The following is an 18,200-nucleotide window of genomic DNA, read 5'->3' as shown; positions in this document are numbered from 1 at the left end:
CTCACTCCCACAGTTTTTTACAGCGGTAATGCTCAGCCTTTTTCGTCGATTCCGGCCTGCAGGGTCTGGCTGTTCAGGTGGCCGCTCAGGGTCACCGGACCGACTTTCAGATTGCCGTTATCAAACGACACCTTCGGTGCGTTCTCCTCGGTTTTCTGCGGCAGGTCCAGTCCGGCTTTCACCCCGTAATCACGGTTGACCAGATCGCTGCCAACGACCTTCGAAGCGCCCAGATCGACCTTGCCGTCCGTCGATGAAATCCGCGCGCCGGTCAGCTGCGTGCCACCACCAACGTTCAACTTCACACCCTGATTGCCACCGATGCCGGACGCCTGCGCCACGCTGTCCTTGTGCGCGTATTCGCCCTGCGCTTTCAGCGTTGGTTTGTAGTCGGTGCCGGCGAGTTTTTCCTTGTCACTCGGCGGGTTCTTCTTCGCGGTCAGGCCCAGATCGACATCGACCTTGGCTTGCGTCTTCGAGTCCTGACGGCTGTCGACAGTCAGGTCACCGGCAACCTTGCCACTGACATTTTTCGCGTCGATCCGCGCGCCCGACAGTTGTGCATCGCCTGCGCTGTTGAGGACCACGCTGTCAGCCTTGATCTGGCTGTTCTGCTGGGTGGTGCCTTGCAGGTAATCGACGCCGACCTTGGCCCCGGCGTTGAAGCCGTGGTCGCTGCTGGCCTGTTCATCGGCGGCGGTCGGGGTCTTGCTGCTCAGGTTGCCACCGGCATTCAGCGCAACGTTCCAGTTGTTGCGCGTCTCGGTGGATTGCGCAGACTCCTGAACCAAACCGCCCTTCTGCGCATCGATGCTGATGTTCGGCGCGCTGACTTGCGTGCCTTGCAGGTGCACCGCGTCACCGCTCAAGGCGATTTGGCTCTGGCTGTTGAGCTGTCCACCGGTCAGGGTTTGCGAGTGTTCGTTGACCCGACCGATGTTGAAGTTGCCGCTCAAATTACCGCCCTGATCGCGACTCTTCTCGCTGCTGGATTTGCTGCCGCCGCCCTTCAAACCGCCGCCGAGATTGCTGCCGGTTGCGGTGTGGGTATCAACGGCCGCTTGCAGATCAAGCTTGCCGTCAGCGTGCATATCGATGGCGCCGGCGCTGTCGATCCTGGTGCCTTGCTGAACCTGATTGCCACCGCTGCTCAGTTGCACCGGGCCGTTGCCGCTGATGCTCGCCACGTGAGCCTGGGTGTCATTGGTCTGCTTGCCGGTGTGATCAATCTGGAAGCCAGCGCCGAGGTCGACGTTGGTGCCGTCGGTGCCCGGCAAGGTGCCAACCGTCAGCGAGCCGTTGCCGCGCAGGCTGGAGTCGCTGCTGCTCTGGCGATCATTGGCCTGATTCAGCGCCAGATCGCCGCCGGTCTTGATGTTCACCCCGCCCTGCCCGCCGTCGAAACGGCTGCCAGCAAACTGCGCATCTGCGCCAACGTTGATGTTCACACCCTGATTGCCGGCATACCCGCCGACCACCGCCGTGCTGCTGTCCTTGCTGCTGTAGCGGTTGCCGCCCGCGCCGCTGCCGGCGACGTTTACGTCTTCGCCGGTCTTGGTGTAGACGCGCACGTCGACCTTGGCGTCCACTGAGTTATCGGTGCTGCTGTGAGTGTTGCTCGCGGCATCGGCAACCAGTGTGTCAGCGCTGATGTTGACCTTGCCGTTGCTCGCGCTGTACTGAGTGCCCTGATCGTGCAGGGTACCGGCGGTTTTCACCTCGACACTGCCGCCGTCGAAACGACTGACTACCGCGTTGCTGCTCTGCTCGGTCTTGTCGGCGCTGCCGTGACCGATCGCCACGTCGAGACCGACGTTCGGCTGGCCAAGATTGCTCAGGCCTTCCTTGTCCGGCACCTTGCCGTTGAGCACATCCTTGACCGCACCGGCAATCGGGCGGGCGATGTCCTTGTACTCGACGTTGGCGCCGATGTCCGCCGACCAGTTGCTCTGGTTGTGGCTGCTGCTTTCGGTGTTGCTTGCCGCGCGGTTGTCGATCTCGTTGGCCGCGACGTTCAGACCGTTGCCAGCCTTGACCTGCGCGCCTTCGGTCACCAGCTTGTCGGCGTTGAGGGTCAAGCCGCCGCTGCTCTGCACGTTGGTGGTTTGCGCGGTGGTTTTGCTGCTGCTGTCTTGCGTGGTGCTGTGAGCGAAATCGACGCCACTGCCGGCACGGTCGAGGCCGCCGGTGTAGTAGAAACCACCGCCGGTGCTGGAGGTGTCGGTCGAAGTTTTGTGGCTATCCTGTTCGGCCAGCAACGACACATTTTTGCCGCCCAGCGTGGTGTCGCCGGCGGTGGATTTGACTTCACCGCCCTTGATCGTCAGATCGCCGCCGGCCTTCACTTGCACGCTGCCGCCGCTGAGGCTCGAGCCTTGCTGGGTGACGTCGTTGCGGGTGACGGTCTGCTGCTTGTCTTCGTAGTGCACCCCGGCGCGGTATTGCTCCGGCGTTTGCTCTTTGGCGTAGGCATCGAAGCCACGGGTCTCGGTGGTCGAACTGCTGTCGTGGGTGTTCTGCGTGGAATGCACGTTCACATCACCGGCAGCGTCCGCCGTCAGCGCACCGCCGGCCTTGACCGTGGAGCCGGCCACTTCGATGTCCTTGGCGCTCTTGAGCTTGAGGTTGCTGTCGGAAACCAGCTCGCTGCGCAGCGTGGTGCTGTCCCTGGAGTTCTGCCGCGATTCGTCCTTGCTGATGCCGAAGAACTTGCTGTCCTTGTCGTGGTTGTTGCTGTGCGAAGTGTCCTGCACGCCGTCGATCACCAGCGAACCCTGATCGCTGATCACGCTGGCCTCGGTGCCGCCACGCACCTGGCTGCCGCTGATGCGCACGTCATCAGCCTTGACGATCAGTTTGCCGGCCGCATTGATTTTGCTGCCCTGATGCTGGGTCTGGCCCTTGTCGGCGTCACCGGTCTTGCCGAAGAATCCGCCGCCAACCAGGTCGCCTGAGTAGCTGTTGTTATTACTGCGACTGGTGCGCGTGGCGGTGGTGACGTCCACTTGCTTGCCCGCCAGTTTCACATCGCCGGCGCTGTTCAGTTCGGCGCCTTCGGAACGCAACAACGCGGCGGTTTGCAGCGCGATATTGCCACCCTGCAACTGGCTGCCGAGGCTGCGCTGCTCTTCGCTGCTGTTGTTCCAGTCAGCCTTCCACAAATGCTTGCGATGGTTGCCCTGATCGGTCTGAGTGTGGCTTTCGGTGGCCGCAGTCAGGCGCAGATCACCGCCGCTGTGCACATCGAGATTTTTCGCCGCTTCAACTTTGGCTGCTTTGAGTTCGGTGTCTTTGCCGGAGGTCAGCCTGGCGTCGCGGCTGGCGACGATCTGGCTGCCGTGCTGGCGAGTTTCACTGTCGGTCTGGGTGCGGTCGTAGGTTTCCCAAGTGATGCCGATGGTGCTGTTGCTCCAGTTTTCGCGTTTTTCCTGAAGCTTGCGGCTTTCGACGGTACTCAAGGTCAGGTTGCGCTTGGCATTGACGCTGACATCGCGACCACTGACGTCGGTGGCGGCCAGCGTCAGGTCGTTGCCGCTGTGCAGGCCGACATCGCCCTGACTGCTGCGAATGCCGGCACGGCTCGCGTCGAGGCTATTGGAGATGGCCTCACCGCTGACGCTGAGGTCGCCAACCGAACGGATCTGCACGCCGTCACGCCCGGCCACTTGCACCGCACCCACACGCACGCCCGCGCCTTCGGCGGTGCTGACGATATTGATGCGCCCGGCCTGCATCGCGCCGAACAGGCTGGCGTCGATGCGTTGATCGGCGGTGTTGCCCGCCGGGTCCACGGTTTTTACCTGACCGCTGGCGTAATCCACCTGATTGCGTCCGACCGTGAGGTTCAGTTGATCGCGGGCGTCGATGCGGCCCTGGCTGTCGATACGCGGGGCAATCAAATTGACCGAACCCTCGGCGTTACGCAGGCCGCCACTCTGAATCTGCAACTGACCGCTGGCGTCGCGGGTGTTCAGCGCTTGCAGTTTGCCGTCGTTCAATTCAGGACGACCGACCAGCAGACTGGCGTTAGGCGTGTTGATGAAACTGCCGCCGTTCACCGAGATGCCGTTGGGGTTGGCCAGCACGTAATCGGCGGCGCGACCGAAGATTTCCTGGGCGCCATTGATCGCCGAAGGGTTACGGCTGATCACCTCGTTGAGGATCACGCTCGCCGCCTGCCCCTGCAGTTGCGGGTTGGCCGCCAGTTGCCCGGCGAGCTGCGATTGCCCGGCCTGCAAGGCGTTATTCAGCACCAGCCCCTGACGGTCGACGTTGTAGTCGAGGAACTGGTTGTGCGACAGGCCCGAGCCGTTGGGCGCGACGATATTGACGATGGGCACACCGCCCTGAGTCTGCAATTGCGCGGTGCCGCCGGGGCCGGGTGCGACCACCACACCGCCGGCGATAGCGGTCGGCAGGTGCACGGCGAAGAACAGGCTGGCGATCGCCCAGCGCAGTTTGCCCCGAGGAGAAAGATGAAATGCAAAGGTGCGTGCTGGCATAAAAACGTCTCCATGTAAGTACGGCATCACGGCGCGCGATTGAGTATTGGCCGTGGCTGTCGCGCTCAGATCCGACGGCTGTTTGTTCACTGCTTGATGAGTCTCGGTGGTGCTCATATCTGCAACCCCACGCGCATCAGCCAGGTCTCTGGCTCGTGCTGCAATCCGTTGGGGGTGTTGAGGGCGCGCTGGTAGTCGACGTCCACTTGCAGATTCTTCCAGCCCAGATTCAGCCCGACGCTGGCGCCGCTCAGGCGTTGGCCCTGGGCACCGTGGTCGGCCTTGAGCCAGCCGTTGTCCAGCGCCACGCGCGGGGTGATCTGCACCGGCCAGTCGTTGCGCAGGGGCAGACGCAGGGTGTTGCGCCAGATCGCGCCGCTGGCAGCGGATGCGCTGTTGACCCGATAGCCGCGCACTGCCGAATCGTCGGTGCCAAGCAACTGTTCGATGGCTGGCAACGGGTCGGGGCTGTATTGCAAATTGAGCTGGCTTTGCCACTGCCACGCTTGCGCGCCGAACTGGCCGTTACGCCACTGGCTGAGGCCGGCGCGGTACTTGTGAAATTGCGCTTTGGGCAGGTTGTTGACCGCGTGATTGGCGTCGTCATCGGCGCCCAGCCAGCGCAGGCCTTGCGAGTAGGTGAAGTCGAGGTTCCACACCGCACGGTCGAGCCAGAACAGATTGAGCCCGGCTTCGGCCACGGTCAGGGTCGGGCTCTGAATGCCCAGGCGAACATTCTCCAGGTAGCTGTCGACGTCCTTGTGTGCCAGTTGCAGGTTGGCGCTGAGCTGGCGGCTCTGGTCGCGCCACAACACGCGGTCGGCGCGCAGGCTCAGTTGATCGGTGATGCCGGTGCTGTACAGGGTCGCGCTGGGCAGTTTGAACGGCGCGCGATACTCGGCGTGGCTGGCGAATGCGCTGTAGGTCCAGTAGCCGTAGGGAATCGCGTAATACAGGCTGGCGTTGCGACTGTAGCGGTCGCCCTGATTCAACGTGTCGCTGGCGCTGAGGCTCAGCAGGTCGTTAAGTTGCAACGGGCTGTCGACGCTCAGGCTGACGCTGTTGCGATCCCGCCCGGTGCTGGCGCTGCCGAGGTTGTCCACGCCCAACCCCAACGCCCAGCGCGACTGTCCGGAAGTGCGCGAGCGCAGGATGATTCGCGACGCGCCAGGCTGGCTGCCGGGGGCGATGTCGGCGGTCAGGTCAAGCGAACGCAAGCGGTTCAGTTGATCCAGGCCCTGCTCCAGATCGCGCAGGTTCAGCGGCTGGCCGAGCATGTGCGGGAACGCGCCACCCAGCGAAACGGGCAGGCTCTGATCGGCCAGTTCGATGGACTCGATGTAGCCTTCGTCCACCATGATGTCCAGCGACTGCCCCGCCGCCGGCGCACTCAACAGGTACGGACGGCTGGCGATGTAGCCCTGCTCGACGTAGGCGGCGGTGATGGTCGCCAGCAGATGGTTGATCTGGCCGACGCCCATGCACGGCGCCAGCAGCGGTTTGATCCGGGCGTTGAGCTTGGCGCTGTCGATCAGCGTGACACCGCCGATGCGCGTGCCACTTAGCGGCCAGCAACGTTCATCGGGGGCGACTGTCTGCGGGAGCGCTGGTGTGGCCGGCGCCGGGCCGAACGCACCGCGCTCCAGTTGGCGCTTGCGTTGTTCCATCTGCAGTTGTTGCAGATCGCGTTGTTGCTGTTGCTGCTGGCGCAGCACTTCCTGGCCCGGCGCAACAGGGTCGGCCGCTTGAATCGAGGAGGCACACACACTCAACACAAAGGCCGACAACAGCGGGCAAAGCGTGAAGCGACGACGAGAAACAGCGCGAAGCAAATACGGCACGCAACATCCTTGCAAGCATGAAATGGCGTAATGCCACTTCATCAATGCGAGTGATAGTCAGAGCCTTCTTACGCAAATGCAAGACGCTTCCTACAGCGCTTACATTTCTTAAACATTTGATTTTGCTGTGTTCAACGCTAGGCCATCAGGGTTTCCCCGAGGGCTTTCATCGAGTACTCGAAGACCTGCCCCGCATTACCAGGGCTGTCATTCATCGAAACCGCTCCAAACCCCGAGGCCGGGTAAGCAACTGACGACCGGCACAAAAACATAATTGCCACAAAATATTACTTGCGTCATATTACAACTGTAATAACTACTCGTTCCCGCAGGTATTACGCCATGACCGCCATGTCCACCCTCGAGCCCGACCTGTCAGCCCCGGTCACCCCCGCCAAACCGCCATTGCGCAAGCGCCTGCTGCTGACCGGCTCTGGCCTGATCGCGCTGGTCGTGGTCGGCGTGTACGCCAGTCATTGGTGGAGCACCGGGCGTTTTCTCGAGGAGACTGACGATGCCTACATCGGTGGCGACGTCACGGTGATCGGGCCGAAGATTGCCGGCTACATCGAAGAAGTGCTGGTCAGCGACAACCAGTCGGTCAAGGCCGGCGACGTGCTGATCCGCCTCGACGCGCGCGACTATCGCGCCAACCTCGCCAAAGCCGAAGGCGCAGTAGCCGCCGAAGAGGCGCTGCTGGCCAACCTCGATGCCACTGAACAACTGCAGCAAGCGGTGATCGGCCAGGCCCGCGCCGGCATCGATGCCGCCGGTGCCGAAACCGCCCGCTCGCGGGATGACAATGCGCGCTACAAACGTCTGGTCAGCACCAATGCCGTGTCGGTGGAAAGCGCCCAGCGCGCCGACGCCAGCTTCAAGACCGCCCAGGCCCTGAGTGCCCGCGCCCAGGCCGAATTGCTCGCCGCTCAGCGCCAACTGGCGGTGATCGACACCCAGAAACAACAGGCCCGCGCCGCCCTGCAACAAGCCCGGGCCGAGCGTGATCTGGCGCAGTTGAACCTCGGCTACACCGAACTGCGCGCGCCGGTTGATGGCGTGATCGGCAATCGCCGCGCACGGGTCGGCGCCTATGCCCAGGCCGGGTCGCAACAGTTGTCGGTGGTGCCGGCCAGCGGTCTGTGGGTGGATGCCAATTTCAAGGAAGACCAACTGGCGCGGATGAAACCCGGGCAACGGGTGAGCATCCGCGCCGACGTGCTTTCCGGCCAGGAGTTCCACGGCCGCCTCGACAGCCTCGCCCCGGCCACCGGCGCGCAATTCAGCGTGCTACCGCCGGAGAACGCCACCGGCAACTTCACCAAAATCGTCCAGCGGGTACCGGTGCGAATCCTCCTCGATCCGGCTGATGGCGTGCTCGGCCATCTGCGGCCGGGGCTATCGGTGACCGCTGAAGTCGACACCCGCGCGCAAGCCGAAACCAGCGCCGTGGCCGTCGCACCATGAGCACCGCCCTCACCGCCCCGGCGCAACCGTTCAACGCCGCCGACATGGCCACCGCGACCAAAGTGTTCGCCTTCGCCACGATGTGCATCGGCATGTTCATCGCGCTGCTAGACATCCAGATCGTCTCGGCCTCGCTGCGCGACATCGGCGGCGGGCTCTCGGCCGGCACCGATGAAACCGCGTGGGTGCAGACCAGTTACCTGATCGCCGAAATCATCGTGATCCCGCTGTCAGGCTGGCTGTCGCGGGTGTTCTCCACGCGCTGGCTGTTCTGCGCCTCGGCGGTCGGTTTTACTCTGGCCAGCCTGCTCTGCGGCGTGGCCTGGAACATCCAGAGCATGATCGCCTTTCGGGCGCTGCAGGGCTTTCTCGGCGGCTCGATGATTCCGTTGGTGTTCACCACCGCGTTCTTTTTCTTCACCGGCAAACAACGGGTGATCGCCGCCGCGACCATCGGTGCGGTGGCGTCACTGGCGCCGACCCTGGGTCCGGTAATCGGCGGCTGGATTACCGACATTTCCTCATGGCACTGGCTGTTCTACATCAACCTGGTGCCGGGGATTTTCGTCGCCGTCGCAGTACCAATGCTGGTAAAGATCGACCAGCCGGAACTGGCGCTGCTCAAGGGCGCGGACTACCTGAGCATGGTGTGTCTCGCGCTGTTTCTCGGCTGCCTGGAATACACCCTCGAAGAAGGTCCGCGCTGGAACTGGTTCAGCGATCAAACGATTCTGACCACGGCGTGGATCAGCGGTCTGGCGGGTCTGGCCTTTATCGGGCGCACCTTGCACGTGGCCAATCCGATCGTCGATCTGCGCGCACTCAAGGATCGCAATTTCGCCCTCGGCTGCTTCTTTTCCTTCGTCACCGGGATTGGTCTGTTCGCGACGATTTACCTGACGCCGCTGTTTCTCGGCCGGGTGCGTGGCTACAGCGCGCTGGACATTGGTCTGGCGGTTTTTTCCACCGGGGTGTTCCAGATCATGGCGATTCCGTTGTACGCCTTTCTCGCCAATCGCATGGATTTGCGCTGGATCATGATGCTTGGGTTGGGCTTGTTTGCCGTATCGATGTGGGAGTTCAGTCCAATCACCCACGACTGGGGCGCCGGTCAATTGATGTTGCCGCAAGCGCTGCGCGGGATCGCCCAGCAACTGGCGGTACCGCCGGCAGTGACGCTGACCTTGGGAGGCTTGGCACCGGCACGCTTGAAGCACGCTTCGGGGCTGTTCAACCTGATGCGCAATCTGGGCGGGGCCATCGGCATTGCCGCCTGCGCGACCATTCTCAATGACCGCACCAACCTGCACTTCACCCGCCTGGCCGAGCATTTGAACAGCAGCAACGAGGCGCTGAATCAGTGGTTGGCGCAGGTCGGTGGCAACCTGGCGACATTGGGCCAGAGCGGTGATGTCGGGACCACCGCCGGCCTGCGTCAACTGTGGTTGCTGACTTACCGCGAGGCGCAGACCCAGACCTACGGCGATACCTTTTTGATGATCATGCTGTGCTTCATCATCGCCACGGCGATGGTGCCCTTGATGCGCAAGGTACAACCACCGTCTGCGCCGAGTGCGGATGCGCATTGATGCCTCGCCCGTGTAGGAGCTGCCGCAGGCTGCGATCTTTTTATCTTGTCTTTAACAGATCGCAGCCTCGTTTCACTCGACAGCGCCTACAGGGTTATGTCTTGCGGCTCAGAGCTGCGGGGTTTTGCGGAAGCCCACGGCCAGACGGTTCCAGCTGTTGATGGTGCTGATCGCCACGCTCAGGTCGACCATTTCCTTGGGCGTGAATTGCGCGGCGACGATGTCATAGTCTTCGTCCGGCGCGTGAGTCAGGCTCAGTTGAGTCAGCGACTCGGTCCACAGCAGCGCCGCACGTTCGCGCTCGGTGAAGAATGGCGCCTCACGCCACGCGGTCACGGCGAACAGCCGGCGCGGGGTCTCACCGCCCTTGATTGCGTCAGCGGTGTGCATGTCGATGCAGAAGGCGCAGCCGTTGATCTGCGAAGCGCGCAGCTTGACCAGTTCAATCAGGGTCTTTTCCAGCGGCAGTTTCGAGACCGCAGTTTCCAGGGCCATCATCGCTTTCAGGGCGTCTGGGGAGGCGGTGTAGAAATCGGTACGAGCTTTCATGGTGGAGTTTCCGGGGCCAGTGAATGTGTGACTAAGGTAGTCCCGCCACTGCCCCGGACAAATAGCCAATCTCCCGGAAGACGAGTAGACCACCCCGTCACACGCGCTGACGCAACCAGTGCAGGAACCCGGTTTTCGCCACCACGGTCGGCACGTCCTGGGTCAGGGTCTGGGCCTTGTGCAGGCGATAATCGAGCAAGGCTTTCATCGCCTCGTTGATGTCGTGGCGGGCATCCAGGCACGGCTTCAGGTAGGTCTTCTCGATGCGATACAGCGCGCAAAAGGTTTTTGCTGCGAAGGTCGCCGGCACCGACGAATCGGAGAGGATGCCGGCCTCGCCGATCACCTCCCCCGGCCCCATGCGTCCGGATTCGAACGGGCTGCCATGGCGAGTCAAGGTCACGCTGACCACGCCCGATTCGATAATGAACAAATGATCGCTGACCTCCCCGGCTTCGAGGATCGTCTCGCCGGCACGGAAGGTTTGCAGGGTCATGTTCTGGCTGAAGGTGTCTTTCTCTTCCTGGCGCAGCGTGGAGAAAATCGGTGAGCTGTCGAGCAGCGCCCGCGGCCGCGAAAGATTGCCGGTGACGATCGGTTCGACACTCGACAACAGATTGACCCCGGACGCCTGCAGATGCCGGTAAGCCAGATCGAACAGCTGATTGCGCACCGGACGTTTCTGGTCCATAGACGACACAAAGCCGCTGATTTCGTATTCGACACCGGTACTGCTGGCGCTTTTCAGTGCGACGCTCGGCGCGGGATTGTCCAGCAGCGGACGGCAGCCCTGCATCGCCCGTTCCAGCGCATCGATCACCGTATTGGGCCGGGCATGCGGGCTGACCTGGACACTGACGGCCAGGCCGAACATGTTGCTCGGCCGGCTGAAGTTGATGATCTTGGCCTTGGCCGCCAGCGAGTTGGGAATCACCGCCATGCTGCCCTGGCTGGTCTGCAGACGCGTAGCGCGCCAATCGATGTCGATGACCCGGCCTTCGGTGCCGTCGATGGAGATCCAGTCATCGATCTGATACGGCTTGGTGGTGTTGAGCACGATCCCGGAAAACACATCACTGAGGGTGCTCTGCAACGCCAGACCGACAATGATCGCCAAGGCCCCGGACGTCGCCAGCACGCCTTTGACCGGCAAGTCCAGCACGTAGGCCAGTGCGGCGATAATGGCGATCAGGAAAATCACCGCACCGAGCAGATCCTGCAACAGCCGCCCGGTGTGCCCGACGCGCTGCATCATCACCGCGCCGATCAGCACGGTCAGGGTGCGTGCGCCAAACAGCCACCAACCGATCTGCAACCCGGTCGCCGCCAGATGCAACGGCACGTTGTCCGCCCACGGCGCAGGCTCCATCGGGTTGAGGCCTTCGTTGAACAGCACCGCGCTGAACAGGCTGAAAATCAGCACCCGCACCAACAGCTTCCACGCGCTGCCACGGGAACTGATCAGGCGCCACAGGCCCAGATCGAGCAGGATCAGGATCAACGCGCAAAACAACGGATGTTCGGTCAAGAAAGACAGCATCAAACCACTCCGATACGGGCCAATCGCGAGAAGATCGCACAGATTGGCTCAGTGTAGGAGCAATTGATTTCAGAGGCAGAACGCCCGCGCAAAAACACCAGAAACCAATGTGGAAGCGGGCTTGCTCGCGAAAGCGGTGGCTCAGTCAAACACGCATCGACTCTAAGTCCGCTATCGCGAGCAAGCCCGCTCCCACAGGGGTGAAATTTACCCGTGCATCTGGCCAAACCGACCGGACTGGAAGTCGGCGAATGCCTGATGAATTTCCTGCTCGGTGTTCATCACGAACGGACCATGGCCGACAATCGGTTCGTCGATCGGCTCGCCGCTGAGCAGCAGCACCACCGCGTCTTCACTGGCCTCAAGGGTCAACTGACGACCGTCGCGCTCGAACAGCACCAACTGCCCGACACCCGCAGTTTCCACACCGTTTATCTTGACCGAACCTTTCAACAGCACCAGCGCAGTGTTGCGCCCTTCGTGCAGATCCAGGCTCAGCAACTTGCCGGCATTGAGCCGCAGGTCCCAGACGTCGATCGGCGTGAACGTGCGCGATGGGCCTGTATACCCATCGAACTCACCGGCAATCAGCCGCAGGCTGCCGGCGTCGTCCTTCAGCGCGATATTCGGAATATCGCCGTCGAGAATGGTCTGGTAGCCGGGCGCGGCCATTTTGTCCTTGGCCGGCAGGTTGACCCACAGCTGCACCATTTCGAGCTTGCCGCCGGTTCTGGCGAAATCATCCGAATGAAACTCTTCATGCAGGATCCCGGACGCAGCCGTCATCCACTGCACGTCGCCCGGGCCGATGGTGCCGCCGCTGCCGGTGGAGTCACGGTGCTGCACCTCACCGTCGTAGACGATGGTCACGGTTTCAAAACCACGATGCGGATGCTGGCCAACACCGCGGCGCTCGGTGGTCGGGGTGAATTGCGCAGGTCCTGCGTGATCGAGCAGCAGGAACGGGCTGATGTGCTTGCCCAGATTGTCGTAGGAAAACAGAGTGCGAACCGGGAAGCCATCGCCGACCCAATGGCCGCGGGGGCTGGTGTAGATACCGATGATGTTTTTCATGGTTGCCTCCAGAAAAGTGGGTGACGCAATGAATTAAGCTTAAATCCATGACGGTTGAAGGACTAGACGGCAAAAACCAGTCTTAGCGTCCCACTCATAGAACAGTCCTCATCCAAAAGCGTCCCCGCCTCGCCCTGTAGGAGCTGCGGCACGCTGCGATCTTTTGATTTTAATAACAGGATCAAAAGATCGCGGCGTGCCGCAGCGCCCGCAAGATTCGTGACTTGTGCTCAACAGTGCTTTGTCCCCCCAGCGGTTTTTCTCAAGAACTCAGACGCGGATACTCCCGCCCATTCTCACTGCAACCCTGGAGTCATCAATGTCTGTTCCCGCTTTTGGTCTGGGTACGTTTCGCCTGCAAGGCCAGGTGGTGATCGATTCGGTGCGTAATGCGCTGGATCTCGGTTACCGCGTCATCGACACCGCGCAGATCTACGAGAACGAAGCCGAGGTCGGTCAAGCCATCGCCGCCAGCGGCATTGCTCGCCAAGAGCTGTTCATCACCAGCAAGATCTGGATCGCCAACTTCGCCAAGGATCGCTTGATCGACAGCCTCAAGGAAAGCCTGCGCAAGCTGCAAACCGACTACCTCGACCTGACGCTGATCCACTGGCCATCGCCGGAAGATCAAGTGCCCGTCGCCGAGTTCATGGGCGCGCTGCTCGAAGCCAAACGTCTGGGCCTGACCCGGCAGATCGGCGTTTCCAACTTCACCATCGAGCTGATGCAACAGGCAATTGCAGCGGTCGGCGCAGAAAACATCGCCACCAACCAGATCGAACTGCACCCGTACCTGCAAAACCGCAAAGTGGTCGAGTTCGCGCAAAGCCAAGGCATCCAGATTACCTCGTACATGACCCTCGCCTATGGCGAAGTGCTCAAGGACCCGCTGATCCAGCAGATTGCCGCACGCCTGCAAGCGACCCCGGCGCAAGTCACTCTGGCCTGGGCAATGCAACAGGGCTACGCGGTGATTCCATCGTCGACCCGACGCGCCAATCTGCAGAGCAACCTCGGTGCTGCGGCGCTGACCCTGAGCGACGCCGACATGGCGTTGATCGCCACGCTGGAGCGCGGCCAGCGCCTGACCAGCCCGAAAGGCATTGCTCCGCTGTGGGACTGATCGTTCAGCTCTGAAGGCGCTGCGCGAGACTGAGCATGGCCTGGCGCAGCACCTCGACCGAGCGCTCGACCACTTGGATTTCGGCGTCTCGGCAGGCCTGCTCGAGATCCGTACAGGCTGCCACCACTCGCGCGGCACCGACCATCTGCGCGCCGCCCTTGATGTGATGCGCCAGCCTGCGCAATTCACTCGGATTGAGGGGCCGGCGTGCGACGTCCAGCCGTTGCAGGTCGTCCTGCAGACTGCACAAGACTTGCTCTCGCAAACGTTGCATCAGCGCATGATCGTCACCGGCCATTTGCTCCAGCGCACTCAGGTCGAGTTCGGTCAAGGGCCGTGGCTGCTTCGGCTCGCCCGCATTTTCGCTGTGCCTGGCGCCCTGCAACGCCAGCGCCAGATCAGCCAGGCGGGTCGGTTTGAACAGGCAATCATCCATACCGGCCTCAAGACACCGTGCCTTTTCCTCGATCTGCGCATTGGCGGTAAAGCCGAGAATCAGACACCGTGCCCGGCCGCTCGCCGCCTCTTCGCCACGGATCGCCCGCGCGAGTTCGTAGCCGTTGCGCCGGGGCATATTGCAGTCGGTGATCAGCACGTCAAACGCTTGCGCCCGCCAGCGTTGCAGCCCCTGTTCCCCGTCCTCCATATCAACGGTGCGGTGGCCGAGTTCACTCAACTGCCAACAGAGCAGCAGCCGGTTGACCGGATGGTCATCCACCACCAGCACGCTCAGTGAGCGCGCCGGCGTGTCGGCCACCGCGGTGCTTGCAGCCTCGGTGGCAAGCGCGGCCAACGATTGCAATTGCAGACTGACCTCGACCCGTGTTCCATGTCCCGGCTCGCTGACAAGGCGTAGCGTACCGCCCATCATTTCGCAGAGCTCACGGCTGATCACCAACCCCAGCCCCGAGCCGCTGCGCGCGGACTGCCCGGGGTTGCCGGCCTGAACAAACGGGCTGAACAGGCGCTGGCGGTCATGCTCGCTGATGCCGATGCCACTGTCTTCGATCACCACCGTCACGCCCACGCTTGCGAGCGGCATCGCGTGCACTGATAGCCGCAAGCTGACCTCGCCTTGCTCGGTGAACTTGATCGCGTTGCTCAACAGGTTCGACAGCACTTGCTTGAAGCGCACCGGATCAATCAATACGTCAACGTCACTGCCCGCCCCCAGCTCGATGTGCCATGACAGGCACTTTTGTCGCGCCAGCCCTTCGAATACCCGGCACACCGAGGCCACCAGTTCGCGCAGGTTGGCCCGCTGCGGCGCGAGGGACAACTGCCCGGATTCGATGCGCGCGATATCGAGAATATCGCCAATCAGCGCGAGCAGTTGCTGACCGGCGCCCGACGCAACCTGAATCGCCAACCGGTCAGTGACACCCTCCTCGGCACGCTTGAGCGCCAGTTCGAGCATGCCGATCAACGCGTTCATCGGCGTGCGGATTTCATGGCTCATGGTCGCCAGGAAAGTCGTCTTGGCGCGGTTGGCATCGTCAGCCGCCTCTTTGGCCTGCTGCAACTGACGCAACCATTGCTGACGCTGACGTAACTGCCAGCGCTGAAAACCGATCCAGGCCAGCGCCAGCACCAGCAACCCCGCCGCGGCGGCAAACCCGAGGACAATCTCGCGCCGGTGGCGTACCCAATAGCTCTCCTCCACCACCACATCATGGCTCCAGCGCTCGACCAACTCATCCATCTGCTGCGGCGCGATGCTCAGCAGTGCCTTGTTCAGCATTGTGTGCAGCGCCGTGGCTTGCGGTGCAGTCGCCAATGCGATGCGTGCCGGTTGATCGCCGACGGTGTTGGTGATGCGCAAACGCTCGCGGTACTGGCGGGCAAGCAGAAAGCGCGCCACCAGCAGTGAACTGACGGTCGCATCGGCCTGGTCCTTGACGATCAGTTCCATGCCCTCGGCGGGACTGCGCACCTCCACCAGTCGGACTCGTGGCACGCGCCGCACCATGTAGTCGCGCAACGGATGCCCGCGATAAATTGCCAGGCGCTTGTCCTGTAAATCGTCGAGGCTGCGCGGACTGCCGGCCGTTGTCGCACTGATCAGCACAAACGGGTTGTTCAGATAGGCGCGGGTGAACTGCAGCTCGGCTTCACGCTCGCTGCTGGGCGTCACCACCGGCAACACGTCGAGTTCACCGGCCTTGAGCTGTTCGATCTGGCGGTCCAGCGAACGCCCCCGAACCACGTCGAATTGCAAACCGGTGCGCTGGCTGATCAGGTTGAGCAGCTGTGCCGACAGACCACTGAAACGGCCCTCGGCATCAAAAAAACTCAGTGGCGCGAAGTCCTCGATCACCCCCACCCGCACCACCGGGTGCTGCGCCAACCAGTCCTGCTCGCTGGCACTCAGGTGTACCCGCGACTGTGCGGCCATCTGCGCGCGCCCTGCGCTCCAGCGCTGCTCGATAAGCTGACGACGCTCCATGGGAATCGCCACCAGTGCCTTGTCGATGATGCGTTTGAGGCGTACTTCACTGCGCCGCAAGGCGAAACCAAAGGCGTTGGCATCCAGCCCGGACGGCCCGGCCAATTGCAGGTCATTGCGATAATTGGTGTTGATCAGGTAATTGGCGCTGATCAGATCGCCGAGATAGCCATCATCGACACCGAAAGCCACCGACCCCAGTGCGTCCATCGCCGAGGGATAGCGCAGCACCTGCGCCTCGGGATAGAACGCCTGCACACTGGCCAGCGGCAGATAATCCTCGACCATGGCGATGCGTTTGCCTGCCAGATCCACCGGCAACGTTTCGTCAAACCGGGTCACCAGCATCGGCTGATCGTCGGCGTAGGGTCGCGACAGGACGAAATCAGGGTCGGCGAGTTCAAAGCTGTTGGAGGTGCCGAGCAGGTCGAGTTCGCCATATTTCAGCGCAGCCATGACTTGCTCGCGATTGGCGAAACGCTGCACATCAATGCGCACCCCGAGCAGTTGCGCCAGCAGCTCGGCGTAATCGGCGGTGAGCCCTTCCAGCTCTTGTTGATTGCGGGTGATTTCGAACGGCGGATAGTCCGCACCGGAAACGCCCATGCGCAAGACCGGATGCTGGCGTAACCACTGACGGTCACGCCCATCGAGCGCAACATGGACATTGTCCAGTTCGGCCTGGGGCAACAGTTGCAGGTGCTGCGCCGGGTCACTGGCCCAAGAGGTGGCCGTGATGCTCAACCACAGGACACAGCACCAGCCTTGCCGATTCATCAGGTCACTCAGAGCAAATGATTGCGTTTGGCGAATTCGCGCAAGTGCACCGTCGAGTTGATCCCAAGTTTTTTCATCAAACGGGTTTTGTAGGTGCTGACGGTTTTATGGCTCAGGTGCATGTCTTCGGCGATCAGTTTGTTGGCTTTGCCCTGGGCCAATTGCTCAAGGATATTCAGCTCACGATTGGACAGGTCGTCGATCATCTGCTTTTCGCTGCGGTGCAAAGGGGTCGACGTATAGTCCTTGTCAGACGGCGCCGCAAAATAGGAATAGCCTGACATCATCGCCTGAATTGCCTTGTGCAATTGCAGCAACTGGTTGGTTTTGGCCACGAAACCCAAGGCACCCGCACGCAGGCAGCGGTCCTGATAATACTGCGGGTCCTGAGAGGTGAAGATCAGCACCTTGCATTTGGGGTCGATGGCCTTCAGCCGTTCCAGCACCTCCAGGCCACCGATCCCCGGTAACTTGAGGTCGAGTATCACCAGTTTGGGTTTGTGCTCACGATTCAGGGCCAGGGCCTCGCTGGCGCTCGCGGCCTCGTGAATCTCCTTGAATCGCTCGGTCTGGAGTACGAGTCTCACGGCTGCGCGCACCACCGGATGATCGTCGACGATCAGCGCTGACTTCATGACGGCTCCCCGTACAACCACATGACAAAGGTGCCACGACGTCGGATGCTGCGGACGCCGTCGCTGTGCAAAGACTGTTACACGGGAACCCTGCGGGATCTACCTGTCAGATCTGACAGTTGCAGCAAACGCCAAACCGTGCTCAAGCCCGGCGCTGCAGGGCCGATGCCGGGTTCCGGGCATTCGCTGCGCACTGCGGCGGGCCCTCAACCCGATCCATCAGGTGCTTGATCGCTGCCAGGTCGGGCAGTGCGACATGGCTGATCTGCATGTTCTCCTGAGCAAAACCTGCCGGGGTCTGCACCGGGGCCGAAGGTTCGTTGTAGATCAGAACATGACGGACATGCGGGTTGTTCAGGAAAAAGTCCGACAGGTCCAGCGACCCGGCCGTCAGTTCGGCATTGATGACTACGGCATCGAAGGGTTCGCAGCCGTATTCCACCAGCGTCAGCAACTCCAGCAGACTCTGCACCGGAGCGACGCGGAAGTATTCGAGATGGTTGAACAGCCGCTCGATTTTCATTCGGTGAAAATGCTGCGGATCGGCAATCAGGATGCGCAGGGTTTTATTGATCATGCTCGATATCCCGAAGTTCGGAGATGGCGCGCCGAGATTACGCATCTCGCCGGAACAGCTCTGTAGGACCTTTCCTAAAAATC

Annotated in this window: 11 protein-coding genes; 3 read left to right on the top strand and 8 right to left on the bottom strand. The window is 61.9% G+C overall.

The window, feature by feature from the left end; all coding sequences use genetic code 11:
• Positions 1 to 32: 32 nt before the first annotated feature.
• Entirely contained in the window at positions 33 to 4,502 is a 4,470-nt protein-coding gene (locus B1722_RS26150; protein ID WP_086794855.1) for a hemagglutinin repeat-containing protein, read from the bottom strand.
• Positions 4,503 to 4,615: 113 nt separating this feature from the next.
• Entirely contained in the window at positions 4,616 to 6,343 is a 1,728-nt protein-coding gene (locus tag B1722_RS26145) for a ShlB/FhaC/HecB family hemolysin secretion/activation protein (protein WP_041070803.1), read from the bottom strand.
• A 342-nt stretch (positions 6,344 to 6,685) separates the two neighbouring features.
• Here B1722_RS26145 and B1722_RS26140 point away from each other — a divergent pair, with 342 nt between their 5' ends.
• Positions 6,686 to 7,807 (top strand): HlyD family secretion protein, encoded by a 1,122-nt coding sequence (locus B1722_RS26140; RefSeq protein ID WP_041070800.1) that lies wholly within the window; start codon positions 6,686 to 6,688, stop codon positions 7,805 to 7,807.
• Entirely contained in the window at positions 7,804 to 9,396 is a 1,593-nt protein-coding gene (locus B1722_RS26135) for a DHA2 family efflux MFS transporter permease subunit (RefSeq protein ID WP_086794854.1), read from the top strand. Before B1722_RS26140 ends, B1722_RS26135 begins: the two co-directional genes overlap by 4 nt.
• A gap of 108 nt (positions 9,397 to 9,504) precedes the next feature.
• Here the strand turns inward: B1722_RS26135 and B1722_RS26130 are convergent, their stop codons facing one another.
• The 3 genes from B1722_RS26130 to B1722_RS26120 form a co-directional block, all read right to left on the bottom strand.
• A complete protein-coding gene (locus tag B1722_RS26130; protein WP_086794853.1) occupies positions 9,505 to 9,945 on the bottom strand; it encodes a carboxymuconolactone decarboxylase family protein in 441 nt (146 codons plus the stop codon).
• A 97-nt stretch (positions 9,946 to 10,042) separates the two neighbouring features.
• A complete protein-coding gene (locus tag B1722_RS26125) occupies positions 10,043 to 11,485 on the bottom strand; it encodes a mechanosensitive ion channel domain-containing protein (protein ID WP_041070791.1) in 1,443 nt (480 codons plus the stop codon).
• A gap of 207 nt (positions 11,486 to 11,692) precedes the next feature.
• Positions 11,693 to 12,559 (bottom strand): pirin family protein, encoded by an 867-nt coding sequence (locus B1722_RS26120; RefSeq protein WP_041070789.1) that lies wholly within the window; start codon positions 12,557 to 12,559, stop codon positions 11,693 to 11,695.
• 319 nt (positions 12,560 to 12,878) lie between these two features.
• Between B1722_RS26120 and dkgB the strand changes: the two genes are divergently transcribed.
• Complete coding sequence (gene dkgB, locus B1722_RS26115) at positions 12,879 to 13,682, top strand: 2,5-didehydrogluconate reductase DkgB (protein WP_041070786.1); 804 nt, start codon at positions 12,879 to 12,881, stop codon at positions 13,680 to 13,682.
• Positions 13,683 to 13,686: 4 nt separating this feature from the next.
• On the opposite strand, the gene B1722_RS26110 is transcribed toward dkgB, so the two are convergent.
• From B1722_RS26110 to B1722_RS26100, 3 genes are all read right to left on the bottom strand, one after another.
• A complete protein-coding gene (locus B1722_RS26110; RefSeq protein WP_086794852.1) occupies positions 13,687 to 16,905 on the bottom strand; it encodes a transporter substrate-binding domain-containing protein in 3,219 nt (1,072 codons plus the stop codon).
• An 8-nt stretch (positions 16,906 to 16,913) separates the two neighbouring features.
• Positions 16,914 to 17,540: a response regulator transcription factor gene (locus B1722_RS26105; protein ID WP_086794851.1), complete on the bottom strand. Its 627-nt coding sequence runs from the start codon at positions 17,538 to 17,540 to the stop codon at positions 16,914 to 16,916.
• Between the two features lie 142 nt (positions 17,541 to 17,682).
• The gene (locus B1722_RS26100) at positions 17,683 to 18,117 is read right to left on the bottom strand and encodes a chemotaxis protein CheY (protein ID WP_086794850.1); all 435 of its coding nucleotides are present in this window, start codon (positions 18,115 to 18,117) and stop codon (positions 17,683 to 17,685) included.
• Positions 18,118 to 18,200: the final 83 nt, after the last annotated feature.

Origin of the sequence: Pseudomonas sp. SCPG-7 (genome assembly GCF_002156405.1) — a bacterium.
GTDB classification, from domain to species: Bacteria; Pseudomonadota; Gammaproteobacteria; order Pseudomonadales; family Pseudomonadaceae; genus Aquipseudomonas; species Aquipseudomonas parakoreensis.
This window is presented reverse-complemented; position numbering and strand designations above follow the sequence as displayed.